Here is a 15152-nt window from a genome sequence, read left to right as displayed (position 1 = left end):
TGTTTTCTTACGCACCATCACTTTCTCATAAACATGTATGCGAAGTAGGTATCGGCAAGGGCTATCTTATAAAGGACATCCTTACATTGGACTTTGGATAAATTTATAAAAATAATTAAAAATTGCTTGACATAGAAACCGAAAAAAAATTTTACGTTGTAAACAACGTTTGTTCGAAAAAATAAAATAAGGAACAAACGATGTTAGCGACAGAAAAACTAAAACAATTCCGTACATTCCTCTACAACATCTTCCCCGCGCGACGCGATGCCAATATGAATTTACTCGATGCCCTTTCAAGCCATGGCCATCGCTGCAAAACACCCATAGAATTATGTGAATCGCCATACTTTGAACGTGAATACAGTAGTATTACCGATGCGATTAGCGATGGTTTGTCGGTAGCAAATTGTTGGGATAGCATGATGAAAATACAATATGAACATGTGAGTCATAGCGATGACCGTGTGATCATTATTGCGGATACGACACCACAGTCGCGTCAAAGTGCACACTGTGTTGAAGATCGCCATGTGGTTTACAGCCCTAATCCAGCACCGGGTAACAAACCGATTACCATTGGACATGAATATTCAACGGTATCACTATTGCCCAATGATGGTGCAGCTCAAGAAAAGCATTGGTTAGTTCCACTGGATACGAGGCGCGTTAAAAGCGATGAAAAAGGCAATGTAGTTGGGATGCAGCAAATTAACCGTTGTATTGCAGACTTAGCGCTTACTCATAAATTGGTGGTTAGCGTGGCTGATTCAAAATATGGTACAGAAGCTTGCCGTAAACTGGTTAGCGAAAATCCCAATTGGGTACATCTTTTCCGTTTTAACAGTACCCGTAATGTTTTCGCGCCCGCATCAATAGAAGATAATACCTCAGGAAGTATAAAACGCTATGGTGATGCGATGAAACTAAACGACAGCACGACTCACCGTGAATCCGATGAGATTGTGCAGCAACCCATTACAACCCGCAGTGGCAAAACTTACCAATTGGAGATTAAAATATGGCGTGACCAATTACTGCGTGGTTCAAAGCAATTTAAAGGATATGAGCATCCTGTTACTGTTGTGCAATTGGTTGCGGTTGATGCTAACGGTAAATCTTTATATAAAAATCCACTCTGGTTAGGACTCGCTGGTGAACGACGTAATGAAATCACAGCATTAGAAGCCTATCACTATTACGATAGACGCTATGACATTGAACACTACTTTCGTTTTGGTAAAGACAAACTGTTATTTGACCGATACCAAACACCGGATGTTAAGCACGAAGAAGATTGGTGGCGGATGACAGCATTAGCGTATACGCAACTTTATCTAGCGAGGAATCTTGCCCCGATTTTACCGAAAAAATGGGAGCGGTATTTGCCGAGCTTCCAAGTGGATAACGAAAAACCATCAATAACTGCGACCCCTTCACAAACGCAACGGGGTTTTTCTACGGTGCTTGATACCGTTGGCACGCCTGCTAATCTCTGCAAACCACGCGGTAATCCGCAAGGCAGAACCAAAGGTGATACGCAGGGGAAACGCACGCGACATCCTGCTATTTTCAAAAATAGCAACTCAAAAATTAAAACGATTCAGAGGACTGAAGAAAAGACGCAAAACTCAGACCCTGAAAAAATAGAGGATTTGATTGGGATAGTAAAATCATGGTTGGATAAAATAAATTTTACACCTGAGCAATTCTACGAATTGCTGCAAAAAACAGCTTAAGATTTAGAAACTCACATTTTTTGATTATTGTCCTAACTGGCAAGGGATTTTATTTATCCAAAGTCCAATATGAAGATTACACTTCCTTCTTCAGTTTGTTGATTAACGCTTTCTTCCTCTTGAGCCTCATCGGAAGGCGTAGGGGGATGGAGTCGATGGACGACCGGCTCATTGTTGCCGCCATTTTCTACCGCAGCCCGCTCATTTTCTTGGTTTTCAATTTCTTCATACTCACTATCACGGGGGCCAGGTCGTTGGTATATATTTGCCATTGCATCTTTCTTTATTATTTTATTTTTAAACGATCAGGGATTCTAAACTACAAATACTTATCATTCAATTTATAATTACACACCTGATTGCACTTCGTAACATCAGTTGTGAGGGAATTTGCTACCCTGCAAACGCAGGCTCCGGCAACCCGCGAACGCCCGCATGAATTGCAAACAATCCGCCAGCAGGTGGAGACAAAGGTTCATCCTCACCCATATTTTGCGAAGACGAAGTCACATAAAGAATATCCAGGTTGGGGCCACCAAAAATACAACTGGTAGGGCGCTGAACAGGCATATCGATCTCGAGTGCGAGCTTACCATCTGGCGCATAACGAAATATTTTCCAACTATTCCACTGCGCCTCCCAAACATAGCCTTCGCTATCGACCGTCAAACCATCAGGCTCGACAGGACTTTTTGGCAATTGCACAAACGGTTTTCGATTCGAAATAGCGCCACTTTCCAAATCATAATCGTATTGGTAAATGCGATATTTCAAACCGTCTGTGTAATAAAATGTTTTATTATCAGGACTCCAACCCAACCCATTTGAAATTGTAATTTTGTCTTCCATTTGGGTTAACCTGCCATCAGAATCGAAGCGATAAAGGCGGCCTTTGGGATTTTCCACATCCAGGTTCGCGACCCCAAACCAATATCGACCCTGGCGATCGCATTTACCATCGTTCATACGGATGTCATCACGCCAATTAGGTACCTCAATGAGCGTAGAAATAGCGCCGGATGGCATATCAATTGCAACAACGCGATTACCCATCGTAGCGACTAAACCACCTTTAGCACGCGGCACAACAGAACCAATAGATTCCGGCATAGGCCACTCACGATATTCACCGGTGGCAGGGTCTAAACGTTGTAATGAAGGTTTAACGATATCTAACCAATATAAAGCTTGTTCGCCCACATGCCATATGGGACCCTCACCGAGTGCATCAGGACTTTCCCAAATCATATCGATCTGCATTATAATACTTCTCCGGGTTGAGTTTATTTAGAGAAATTTTTACTTTCTTGAAGGTCTAAGACATTTATTTTTTCACGATTTAGGAAATAAAGTTGAATATCTTCGAGCGATTTTGCTTTTGTTTCCGGCAACATAAGAACAGTGATCAAGAGATAAATGACTGCAAAACCCGCACATAACCAGTACGCTCCTGCCATGCCAAACCAATCTCTTAAATCTAAAAATACGCTTGAAATCAGTGCGCCGGATAACGAACTGAAAAACAGACAAATGGCAATCCCTTTGCCGCGCACACGCGTCGGTAATAATTCTGAAATAGCAAGCCACACGACAACACCCGGACCAATTGCAAAGAAAATAATAAATATAAACAACCCGATTAAAGATAAAATACCTTGAGTATAAGAGCCTGTATGCACATAATTAACGATGCCTAAAAAGACTTCTGCAACTAAAACACCACTCACACCAATAATTAATAACGGCTTACGACCGACACGATCAATCAATAGTAATGCAAGAATAGTGCAAATAAAATTGATCATGCCGATGCCAACGGAACCCAGCATCGATGCAAAGTTCGATCCGAGCCCTGCTGTTTTTAAAATATCCGATGCATATTGCAAAAATACATTAATGCCAGTCCATTGGTTAAGAATAGCAATCGCAATACCGATGAACAATGGCACCATTAATTTCACCGACAATAATTCAGACCATGTTCCTTTGGTTTCTTTTAAACTTTCATGAATGGAAATTAATGCAGACTCTGCGCGATCTTTTGAACGGGTGCGCCTTAAAACCTGTCGTGCAAGATCAATTTTTCCTTTGGCAACCAACCATCGTGGTGACTCTGGCAATCGGAAGACACCCAACAATAAAATAATAGCCGGAATCAGCACCATCGCAAACATTGCGCGCCAACTACCCGATGGAGTAAAGGCGAGGTCAACAAAATAAGCGACAACGATGCCAAAAGTTAAAAACAATTGAAAAAAACTGACATACTTACCGCGATCTTCTTTCGGCACTAATTCGGTGACATATAACGGGACAGCTACCGCCACAATACCAACACCAATGCCTAACAATAAGCGAGCGATGAGCAGTGTGATAAACGAGTGCGCGAGCAAAATACATAAGACACCGATAATGAAAACAATACTTGAAGTTGCAATGCCGAGTCGTCGCCCAAAGCTATCGGCCAGTGGACCCGCAATTAAAGTGCCGGCTAAACCACCCGCTAATACTGCACCAACAATAATACCGGTTTGTGTATCGGTCAGCGGAATCGCCTCATGAATAAAAAGCAAAGCACCTGAGATAACACCGATATCATATCCGTAAAGAATGCCTCCTACCCCAACCAAAATTGCAACACCGAACACCCAGAGTGGTTTTTTTTGGTTGAACAGTGTAGTCAATACATTCCCCCTTTTTAACATGATAATCAGCAAGGTATCACGAAGCATACCACGAAGACATGGGGTGGGCAAAAACGAAGGGCACACGAATAACTTAAACAGAATTATTGTTAAACTTTTTTTTTGGAATCAATAACATAATAATTCCTGCGGAGGCAATTCCCACTACCACCAAATACATAGGGATTGAAGTTCCAAAATTAGCAAGATACTCCGTCAAGAAGGAAATGGATCGCTTGGCATTATGATTAATGTGCTTCATCCCAATTCTGTCCAACACCCATATCAACGACCAACGGGACAACCAATTGGGCAGCTTTTTCCATTGACTCGCAAATTTGTTTATTCACTCGCTCAAGATCTTTGGTGGCCACTTCAAAAACCAATTCGTCGTGCACCTGCATAATCATCCGCGCATCGACTTTATTGTTCTGAAGCCAGTCATCTACCTTAATCATTGCGATCTTAATAATATCTGCCGCCGTTCCTTGCATCGGCGCGTTAATCGCTGCACGCTCTGCTGCACGGCGTCGCTGCATATTCGCAGAATTAATTTCAGGCACATACAAGCGGCGACCAAATAATGTTTCCACATAACCTTGTTCTGAGGCAAGCTTTCGAATCACTTCCATGTATTCATGCACTTTTGGATAACGGTTGAAATAAATGTCGATATATTTTTTCGCCAAACCACGCTCAATTCCTAATTGTCGCGCTAAGCCAAAACTCGACATGCCATAGAGCAATCCAAAATTAATTGCTTTGGCACTGCGACGCTGATCATTCGTCACCTCATCGAGTTTCACACCGAAAACTTCCGCTGCCGTCGCGCGATGAACATCCAGCTCTTCCTCAAATGCTTTTATTAATGCAGGATCTTTTGAAATATGCGCCATGATACGCAATTCCACCTGTGAATAATCGGCTGCAACAATCCGATAGCCACGTGGTGCAATAAACGCTTGGCGAATTCTGCGCCCTTGCTCTGTTCGAATCGGAATATTTTGCAAGTTCGGATTATTTGATGACAATCGACCCGTGGATGTGACCGCTTGATTATAAGAAGTGTGCACGCGCCCCGTATCCGAATGTATTTGTTCCGGTAGACGATCAGTATACGTGGATTTTAATTTGCTCAAACTACGATATTCTAAAATAACTTTAGGCAATGGATAATCAAGCGCCAAATCTTGCAACACAAATTCAGCCGTTGAGGGCTGTCCACCCGGTGTTTTCTTTAGAACCGGTAGTTTTTGTTCATCATATAAAATGGTTTGTAGTTGCTTTGGTGAGCCCAAATTAAATTCATGACCCGCTAATGTAAACGCCTCTTTTTCCAGTTCTTTAATGCGTTTTTCGAGCTCCTTGCTGTGCTTTTTGAGCATATCAGCGTCGATCAAAACGCCGTGCATCTCCATGCGAGCCAATACCGGCATCAACGGCATTTCAATTTGATTTAAAACTTTTACAAAGTTCTTTTCATTTTCAATCATCGGCATCAATTTCTGATGCAACTGCCATGTAATATCGGCGTCTTCGGCTGCGTAAGGCGCAGCTTCATCGATTGAAATCTCATTAAATGACATTTGTTTAGCGCCTTTTCCGGCGATATCTTCAAACTGTATGGTGCTTTTGCCCAAATATTTTAACGAGAGGCTATTTAAATTATGCCGTGTACTCGAACTATTTAATACGTAAGATTCCAACAACGTATCCCAAATTTTAGCTTTAATCGCAATATTTTCTTTTGCTAACACTTGTATATCGTATTTTAAATTTTGACCCACAACGGTTTTTGCCGGGTTTTCTAATAATAACTTTAGTTGTTGTAACACCCATTTTTTATCAAGCTGCTTTGGCGCACCCAAATAATCATGAGCTAATGGCACGTAGGCCGCCTCACCGGGTTTTACGGCAAACGATACACCAACCAATGTGGCGCGCATCGCATCGATATCCGTAGTTTCAGTATCAAAAGCAAATAAATTAGCATGAGATAATTTCTTTAGCCATTTCTCAAACGATTTTTTATCGAGAATCGTGTCGTAGCGACACTCTTCTTTGCTAGCTGCTTTTTCAGTCGACAACACTTCAGCCAGCCAGGTTTTAAATTCCAACTCAGAAAATAACGCGATTAGTTTTTCACGATCTTGTTCGCGTGGTGATAGTTCCATGAGTTTTTCATCGAGCTTCACATCAGAAAGTACGGTGACTAATTCCCGTGTTAAGGGAATTTCACTGATATGCGCTCGCAAATTTTCACCGACTTTACCCTTAATTTCATCGGCATTTTTTATAATATTATCAAGTGAACCATATTGATTTAACCACTTCGCCGCCGTTTTGGGGCCGACTTTCGGCACACCCGGAATATTGTCCGATGTATCACCCACCAACGTTAAGTAATCGATGATGCTTTCTGGCGGTACACCAAATTTTTCAACAACCCCTTCAGGATCGAGCATCCGATTTGTCATGGTGTTAATTAACGTGACCTTGTGATTTACAATTTGTGCCAAGTCCTTATCACCCGTCGACACCAATACGTTCATACCTTCTTGTTTTGCTTTTTTCGCAAGTGTTGCAATGACATCATCTGCCTCAACACCCTCTTTAATAATCAACGGCAAGCCTAGCGCTTTGATTATTTCAAATAATGGCTTTATTTGATCGCGCAATTCATCTGGCATTTCCGTACGATTTGCCTTGTACTCGGCATAAAGCTCATTGCGAAACGTCTTACCTTTTGGGTCAAACACCACCGCAATATGCTCTGGTTCGTAGTCCATCATCAATTTTCGAAGCATGTTGATAACGCCATAGATCGCACCCGTTGGTTGACCTTTTGAGTTAGTCAACGGCGGTAGGGCGTAGTAGGCTCTAAACAAATATGAAGAGCCATCAACGAGAATGAATGGTTTTTGGGTTTCTGACATCAGGCTAGATTAACACCAAACGTTCCCGACACAAACCCAACCTGAAGTAAAAACCCTGATTTAAATATAGGTGAGGGTTTGGTACAGTCCCGATAAGGGGTATCTTTGGAAATCGTTTTTAACCGTATTGATTTCAATTGCGGCAGAGGGGTTGGGGTTACTGTTTTCGGGCGTAAGCACCATGGGGGTACTTAACAGCCAGAGATGGCGATTCCCGGAAAACACTAGCCCTGAGCGCGCAAGCCAAACAATTGAAATCAATAAGATGTTTTGTGGTTTTAAACGAGATTTCTATAAGATATCGATTGTTTCAAAATTACCCAACCCCTATAATGACCAACTGGAGGGTTACTGTATATGATGCGACGTACTATTTCGTCTTGGGCGCTACTATTCACTTCGGTGAGCGCCATTCTTGGATCCGGCTGGCTATTTGCTGCTTACTACACAGCGAAGCTAGCAGGTCCCGCTGCCATATTAGCTTGGCTGATTGGTGGTGCCGTGGTTGCAATTGTCGCCTTTGTCTTCGCTGAGCTGTGCGCCATGGTGCCGATCAGTGGGTCGAGTACCCGAATCCCCCAGTACACACACGGTACGGTAGTGAGTTTTGTCTTCTCCTGGATCATATGGCTCTCGTATGCATCGCTGGTTCCCACCGAAGTGCAAGCAATCATACAATATCTGAGCTACTATTTTCCTCAACTTATCCGTGTAGATGCCGGCTTAACCAACATCGGATACATATCAGCGACGATCCTAATGTTAGGTATCAGCGCAATTAACATATTTTCATTACGTTGGTTATTGCGTTGCAACTCTGCTTTGACTGTGATGAAGATACTGATTCCTGTCATTATTTCTATCGTCATCTTAAGCTTGACGTTCTCCGCTCATCACATCACGCATCCAGTGCATACTCAATTCATGCCATTCGGCATCCATGGCATTTTAGTTGCGATTACGACTGGGGGTATAATTTTTGCTTTCAACGGTTTCAAACAAGCGTGCGAGATGGCCGGCGAAGCAAAAAAACCACACATCGCTTTACCCTTTGCAATTATTGGTTCTATCGTTGTATGTCTCATCGTCTATTTATTATTGCAGGTCGCGTTTTTATCTTCGCTTGATATTCATAACCTTGGAAAAGGCTGGTCACATCTGCATATTTTCGGTGGCAATGATCCAATGGCATCGATCATCCGCCAAGACCACCTTCATTCACTATTGCCACTTTTATATGTCGGTGCCATTGTAGGTCCTCTCGCAGCGGCTCTCATGTATGTATCGAGTTCAAGCCGTTCATTGTTCGGAATGAGCAAGAGTGGCCAACTTCCTAACATATTTCAAAAATTAACTACCGAAGGCAATCCTATTTTTGCCATTATTGTTAATTTTATTTTAGGTATGTGTTTATTTGCGCCGCTACCAGGCTGGGACAGAATGATTACATTTTTAACGTCCCTCATGGCAATTACCTATGCAATTGGCCCTATTTGTTTGTTAGCATTTCGTCATCAAATACCTGATTACAAACGTCCTTTCAAATTACCGTTTGCAACGCTTTGGGCTACACTGGCTTTTTATATTTGTACCCTATTAACTTATTGGAGTGGCTGGCAGGTTATCTCAAAATTAATCATCGCCATTTTTATTGGATTTTGCGTTTTACTGATTCATCACTACGTAATCAACCGCCGAAAAAAATCCACACTTCATTGGAAACCATCGTTATGGATGTGGCTCTATTTTATTGGGATCGGGGTTATTTCTTATTTGGGTAGCTTTGGAGGAGGGCGAAACGTTATCCCATTTGGTTGGGACTTCGGGTTTATTGCCATATTTTGTACTATTATTATGATGGTCGCGGTAAAATTTAGAATGCCCTCTAAAGACACTGTAGCCTATCTCCGGAGCTTAACACATGAAGGATTACAAAGCTGATCAACGCTCGCTGAGCATGTCAGAAGTGATGACACCTGAAAAAGTAAATTTTGCAGGCAATATTCACGGCGGTTATATTCTCAAACTCATCGATCAAGTTGCTTACGCTTGCGCTGCACGGTATTCGGGACGTTATGTCGTCACATTATCCGTTGATCAGGTTTTCTTTAAAAAACCCATCTACCTCGGTGAGTTAGTCACCTGTCATGCCTCTATTAATTACGTTGGCAAAACCTCTATGGAAGTTGGCATTAAAGTCGTTGCCGAAAATTTAACGACTGGTGAAATCCGTCATACTAATTCATGTTATTTCACCATGGTTGCTGTGGATGAAAATATGAAACCTGTCGCTGTAAAATCACTTACCTTGGAAACAGACGCACAACGACGACGGCATGAAGAAGCAAAAATTCGTCGAGACATGAGAATTAAATACGGAAGAGAACATTCAGCCAGAAAGAAAACAGGTGAGAGGTGATCACAAAACCTAAAACCACTAACTTAGCTCCGCCAATACGATGGCATCAAGATGACTAAAATCGTAAATATTTCCAAACGTCCTGCTAACCTCGCAAAAACTAATATCCATTTTGCCGCCACGTTCACATCCCGGTAATTACTGGCCACTTTTCCAATGCTTGCACCTGTATTTGAAAGACAAGAGGTGACGGCACCAAATGCGGTTGTAAAATCTAAGCCCGTTGCCAATAATGCTAATAACAAAATAATATATAATGCAATGAAAAACGCGACAAATCCCCAAATTGCTCGCATCAAATGCTCAGGCACTAGATTATCACCCAATTTAATTGCCCAAATAGCTTTCGGATGAATTAATCGATTTAATTCACGTTTGCCTTGATTTTTTAATAGCAGGCATCGAATGATTTTCAAGCCACCCGATGTTGAACCTGCACACCCTCCCATGAGCGCCAAAAATATAATTAAAAACGGCAAGAAAGATGGCCAAATACTAAAATTCGTTGTGGTGAGACCCGTAGTAGTACTCATGGAAACGACGGTAAATATACTATTTAAAAACGTCTGGCCCAAATGGTAATAATGATAAATTATTAGGGTAATAAATACGATCAGCAAAACAGCCCCCAAGATCTTTACATAAGCAAGTAATTCTGAATCTTTATAATAAATAGAAATGCGACGGTGCTTCAAAAATAAAAAATGCAACGAAAAATTAATAGCGCCAAGCAACATGAAAATAATAGCTATTACGTCTATGGTTGTGCTGTGATAATAGGCAAAACTCGAATCGTGAATTGAAAATCCACCGGTAGAAATCGCACTAAAACTTTCGCTAACAGCGTCAAATAGTGGCATGCCAGCTAACCAAAAACAAAACGTGCAAATAATGGCAAGCCCAAAATAAATGTACCAAAGTGCCTTTGCCGTTTGTGTAATCCTTGGTGTTAATTTTGTGGTTTTCATCGGCCCTGCAATTTCTGCACGATAGAGTTGCATACCACCGACCCCCAACATAGGCAAAACAGCAACCGCGAGTACGATAATTCCGATACCCCCCAACAAATGCAACTGTTGACGATAATATAAAACAGCGTGTGGCAACGTTTGCAAATGCGTCAACACCGTTGCCCCCGTTGTAGTCAACCCTGAGACTGATTCAAAAATGGCATCGGTCACCGACATTTTCGGATATAAACTCACATCGAAAGGGATGAAACCAAATAGTGATAGCACAAACCACAGTAAAACAACGACCAGAAATCCATCGCGCGTCCGCAGCACATGCTTATCCCGACGAAACAACAACCACAAAAATAAACCGGTGAGAAAAGTAACACAAAATCCGATTATAAATGCCGGAATGCCCCCATCTTTATACCAGAGACCCACAGCAATAGGAGGAAACATGAAGAGGCTAAAAATCATCAACAAAATACCGAGAACTTTTAGTGTCGCAATAAATCGCATAAAGCTCCTTGCTTGTTAAAAGAATCCCGCACTTACTTGAAATAATTTTTCAATATCTCGAATGCGTTTTTTATCGGCAACAAATAAAATCACATGATCTTCAGATTCGATGACTGTTTCTCCGTTAGGGATAATGGCAGCATGACTGCGAATAATGGCGCCAATTGTTGTCCCATGCGGCAATTTTAATTCGTCCAATGATCTACCGATGACTTTTGACGTTTTGTGGTCACCATGAGCCACCGCTTCAATCGCTTCCGCTGCACCCCGACGTAAAGAATGAACAACGACAACATCACTTTCACGCATGTGTGTTAAAATCGAGCCGACGGTCGCTTGTTGAGGCGAAATAGCGATGTTGATCGACCCCCCTTCGATTAAATCAACATAGGCCGTTCGGGTAATCAATGCCATCACCTGCTTAACACCCAAGCGTTTTGCTTGTATGCAAGCGATAATATTCGCCTCGTCATCATTCGTGACAGATACAAACACATCGGTCTGCTCAATATTTTCATTCAGCAACAATTCTTCGTCACTCGCTTCACCGCACAGCACTGTCACATTATCTAATTGTTTTACTAAACGTTCACAATGTTGGCGATTATGATCGATCACTTTAACGCGGTAATCATCTTGTAGTGCTTGCGCAAGGCAACCTCCGATATTCCCACCACCCGCAATCATTATTCGTTTATAAGGAGTTTCAGGACGCCGCATAGCAGACATCACCTGATCAATGTTTTCACTCGCAGCAACAAAAAATACTTCGTCGCCGATTTCTATTTCGGTTTTTTCATCGAGCGGAATCGACTGATCATTCCGAAAAATTGCAACAACACGCACATCGATATCAGGTAAATATTCACGTAATTTATGAACACCTTTTCCTACCAATGCGCCGCCATAATAAGGTTTTACAGCCACTAATTTAATGAGTCCATCACCAAAATCTAACACTTGCAGCGCGCCTGGATGCATAATTAGGTAGTGCCTCATTTTTGTTGATGTGATATATTTTGCTATTTCAGAAAATCATTAGGATAAGGATTGCATGAATGGCAAGAATCAATGTTGCTTGCCCCTGCTGCTGTTTACATGAGGTTGTAAAATTTGGCGTCAGCAGTACAGGAAAGCAAAGGTTTCAATGTAAAAATAATGCTTGTGAGAAAAATACATTTCTTCTAGATTACACACATAATGCTCGTGCCCCTGGTGTTAAAGATAAAATAGTTGATATGGCAATGAATGGTAGTGGCGTCAGAGATACTGCACGCGTTTTACGTATTAGCATTAACACTGTTATTGGTGAATTAAAAAAAGGGTGAAGGTTTGGAGAGCGTCAATACACGACTTTTAAAGGAAAAAGAATCACTTGGTGCGTCTGTTACTGTTAATGTTGTACAAGTTGAAGAAGCGGAGCTGGATGAAATGTGGAGTTTTGTTCGAAATAAACAGAATCAACGTTGGCTTTGGCATGCGATTGATCACCATACACATGAGGTGTTAGCTTATCATTTTGGTCCAAGAAAAGATTCAGCATTTAAAGCACTGAAAGAAAAACTGAGCTCATTTGATATCAACTTTTACTATACAGATGATTGGGGTGCTTATGAAAGACACCTGCCTCAATCAAAACATTTGGTGGGAAAGCAAAATACCCAAGCGATTGAACGAAAGCATCTCACGTTGCGCACACGAATAAAGCGATTAGCGAGAAAGACGATTTGCTTTTCTAAACTGGATAAATTGCACGACATTGTCATCGGGGACTGTTTATTAGTTTGTGTAAATCGCGTCAGTCAGAATTATGAATCAGCCGAAGTGTGTCGCGATGCTCGTGATAGATTATTGGCATCCCTGTCAATAATCGACTCGCAATACGCGACAACCTAAATAGCCGCGGACGTCCCCGTCGACAGCGCTCCGCGACCTCGCGGCCGACTGCGCACTGTCTCCAGATGACTCGACGCCGCCTACAGATTTTTGCCACTCGCTACGCTGCCTACGGAACTCCGTTCCTTCGGCACTCCGCTCTGTCAAAAATCGGCGGCTGCCGCGGAATACTCGCCATCGGCTTCGCCTCTCCATGGCTCGCATCGGATTGTGTTAACTGATTTTTTAATTTTATCAAAAACTACATTGCGTTCAAATTAATTTCCTCTCTTATGAATTTTAAGTTTTATACAAAATCCGCCAGGCGATCTTCAAACATAAGGGCAAAACGATTCATGGCGGCACCCCAGTCTCGAATCGGCATGGTCCATTTTTTGGCTATATTTTTTAACCCTAAATAGAGTTGTTTTAAAGCGGCATCGTCCGACGGAAAAACTCGTTTATTTTTAATAACTTTTCGGATACTCATGTTCAGTGATTCAATAGCGTTAGTGGTATAAATCACCCTCCGAATTTCTGCCGGATAAGCAAAAAATGGCACAATGCGCTCCCAATGAGTCAACCAACTTTTGGCAATCGAGGGAAATTCAGCATCCCATTTCTCAGAGAAACTCGTCAGCGCCAATTCTGCTTCTTCAACCGTACTGGCCGAATAAATAGCTTTTAAGTCAGCGGCCACTTCTTTTTTCTTTTTCCAACCCACATAGCGCAATGAATTCCGCACCATGTGTACAATGCAAAGCTGTACTTGAGTGTTAGGATACACAGCGCCAATCGCATCAGGAAAGCCCGTTAGCCCGTCAACGCAACAAATCAGGATATCTTCTAGGCCTCGATTTTTTAACTCCGTTAATACATTCAACCAGAATTTAGCGCCCTCATTTTGGCTAATCCAAATACCTAGCAATTCTTTTTGCCCATCGATATTAATTCCTAAAGCCAAATACAATGCCTTATTGATAACCTTTTTATCTTGCTGCACTTTAATCACTAAAGCGTCCAAATACACAATCGGATACACCTTGTCCAACGGACGACTTTGCCAAGCCTTCACTTCTTCAATCACTTCGTTGGTTACTGTAGAAATGAGACTCGAACAAATAGTTGTGCCATACAAATCTTTCAACTGATCTTGAATATCACGGGTAGTCATACCCCGTGCATAAAGACTCATAATTTTGTCATCCAAATCATCAAAGCGGGTTTGATGTTTTGGAATCAATTGCGGTACAAACTCATTGTTACGATCACGAGGAACCTCAATGGTCATCTCGCCATCTGTTGTTTTGATCGTTTTTTGGCTGTGCCCATTGCGGGAATTACCACTATTGTTGCCAGACACTTCGTGTTTTGCATAACCCAGCGCGTCCGTCAGCTCCCCTTCCAGAATACGCTCCGTCAGTGCCTTTTTTAACTCCTTTAACAAACCAGTATCACCGAAAATATCAGATGCGGTCTTGGTATGTTTGAGAAAATATTCCACAACCTGTGGATCTAATTTATTGGTTTTCATTGCCATAGTCAAAGACTCCGTATAATTTTAACGACCTTTCCCTGACTATCGCATTTACACAATCTTATTTACAGACCCTCACTCCCAAATAAATCTTTGCGAATAAAATAATGCTCGGACCGAATGCGCGCGATTTTTGTGGGTATGTGAAAGAGCGAATAAGCCACCTGACAAGCTACCATGTTGGCCTCATCACTATCGGTGACCGCAATCACCATATCAGCATCGTCTGCACCGGCGTTACGCAAAACCTCGGGATATGAGCAGCGACCCGCAACCGTGCGTAAATCTAATCTGTCCGAAAACTCCCTTAACCGATCCTCATTAATATCAACTAGTGTGATATCATGATCCTCATCGATCAACGTCTCTGCTAAGGAGCCACCCACCTGACCAGCCCCTAAAATGATAATTTTCATACAAAATCAATCCTCTTTCTGTGACAGTATAAGGCGGGTTGCTTTTAATTCCAACAGCAGAGTAGAATATCAAT

The 15152-nt window shown here is 42.0% G+C and carries 11 protein-coding genes and 1 pseudogene; 4 read left to right on the top strand and 8 right to left on the bottom strand.

The annotated features are described in order from the left end of the window. Positions 1-200 precede the first annotated feature (200 nt). Positions 201-1739, top strand: a complete 1539-nt coding sequence (locus tag ACJMKR_RS00835; protein ID WP_423062352.1) for a transposase — start codon at positions 201-203, stop codon at positions 1737-1739. Between the two features lie 53 nt (positions 1740-1792). On the opposite strand, the gene ACJMKR_RS00830 is transcribed toward ACJMKR_RS00835, so the two are convergent. From ACJMKR_RS00830 to polA, 4 genes are all read right to left on the bottom strand, one after another. Beyond that, positions 1793-2011 (bottom strand): hypothetical protein, encoded by a 219-nt coding sequence (locus ACJMKR_RS00830; protein ID WP_423063372.1) that lies wholly within the window; start codon positions 2009-2011, stop codon positions 1793-1795. 121 nt (positions 2012-2132) lie between these two features. Continuing rightward, on the bottom strand, positions 2133-2999 hold the full coding sequence (locus tag ACJMKR_RS00825; RefSeq protein WP_423063371.1) for an SMP-30/gluconolactonase/LRE family protein: 867 nt from the start codon (positions 2997-2999) through the stop codon (positions 2133-2135). Positions 3000-3022: 23 nt separating this feature from the next. Continuing rightward, entirely contained in the window at positions 3023-4423 is a 1401-nt protein-coding gene (locus ACJMKR_RS00820; protein ID WP_423063370.1) for a sugar porter family MFS transporter, read from the bottom strand. Positions 4424-4671: 248 nt separating this feature from the next. Continuing rightward, positions 4672-7359, bottom strand: coding sequence for a DNA polymerase I (gene polA / locus ACJMKR_RS00815; protein WP_423063369.1), 2688 nt, complete (start codon positions 7357-7359; stop codon positions 4672-4674). A 357-nt stretch (positions 7360-7716) separates the two neighbouring features. On the opposite strand from polA, the gene ACJMKR_RS00810 reads away from it, so the two are divergent. Further along, entirely contained in the window at positions 7717-9300 is a 1584-nt protein-coding gene (locus ACJMKR_RS00810; protein WP_423063368.1) for an APC family permease, read from the top strand. Between the two features lie 28 nt (positions 9301-9328). After that, positions 9329-9778, top strand: coding sequence for an acyl-CoA thioesterase (locus ACJMKR_RS00805; RefSeq protein ID WP_423064259.1), 450 nt, complete (start codon positions 9329-9331; stop codon positions 9776-9778). A 23-nt stretch (positions 9779-9801) separates the two neighbouring features. Here ACJMKR_RS00805 and ACJMKR_RS00800 read toward each other — a convergent pair whose 3' ends face one another. Both ACJMKR_RS00800 and trkA read right to left on the bottom strand, forming a co-directional pair. Further along, a complete protein-coding gene (locus tag ACJMKR_RS00800; RefSeq protein ID WP_423063367.1) occupies positions 9802-11250 on the bottom strand; it encodes a TrkH family potassium uptake protein in 1449 nt (482 codons plus the stop codon). Positions 11251-11265: 15 nt separating this feature from the next. Beyond that, entirely contained in the window at positions 11266-12210 is a 945-nt protein-coding gene (trkA, locus tag ACJMKR_RS00795; RefSeq protein ID WP_423063366.1) for a Trk system potassium transporter TrkA, read from the bottom strand. 98 nt (positions 12211-12308) lie between these two features. On the opposite strand from trkA, the pseudogene ACJMKR_RS00790 reads away from it, so the two are divergent. Next, positions 12309-13020: pseudogene (locus ACJMKR_RS00790) on the top strand (IS1 family transposase); the annotation flags it as partial. A 412-nt stretch (positions 13021-13432) separates the two neighbouring features. On the opposite strand, the gene ACJMKR_RS00785 reads toward ACJMKR_RS00790, so the two are convergent. Together ACJMKR_RS00785 and ACJMKR_RS00780 are read right to left on the bottom strand one after the other, a co-directional pair. After that, positions 13433-14665 (bottom strand): IS256 family transposase, encoded by a 1233-nt coding sequence (locus ACJMKR_RS00785; protein ID WP_423062605.1) that lies wholly within the window; start codon positions 14663-14665, stop codon positions 13433-13435. 62 nt (positions 14666-14727) lie between these two features. Continuing rightward, the gene (locus ACJMKR_RS00780) at positions 14728-15078 is read right to left on the bottom strand and encodes an NAD-binding protein (protein ID WP_425475597.1); all 351 of its coding nucleotides are present in this window, start codon (positions 15076-15078) and stop codon (positions 14728-14730) included. Positions 15079-15152: the final 74 nt, after the last annotated feature.

This window comes from Candidiatus Paracoxiella cheracis, assembly GCF_049348705.1.
Classification (GTDB): Bacteria; Pseudomonadota; Gammaproteobacteria; order Coxiellales; family Coxiellaceae; genus Paracoxiella; species Paracoxiella cheracis.
Note: the sequence above shows the minus strand (reverse complement) of the source record. Positions and strands in the feature narration are given on the sequence as shown.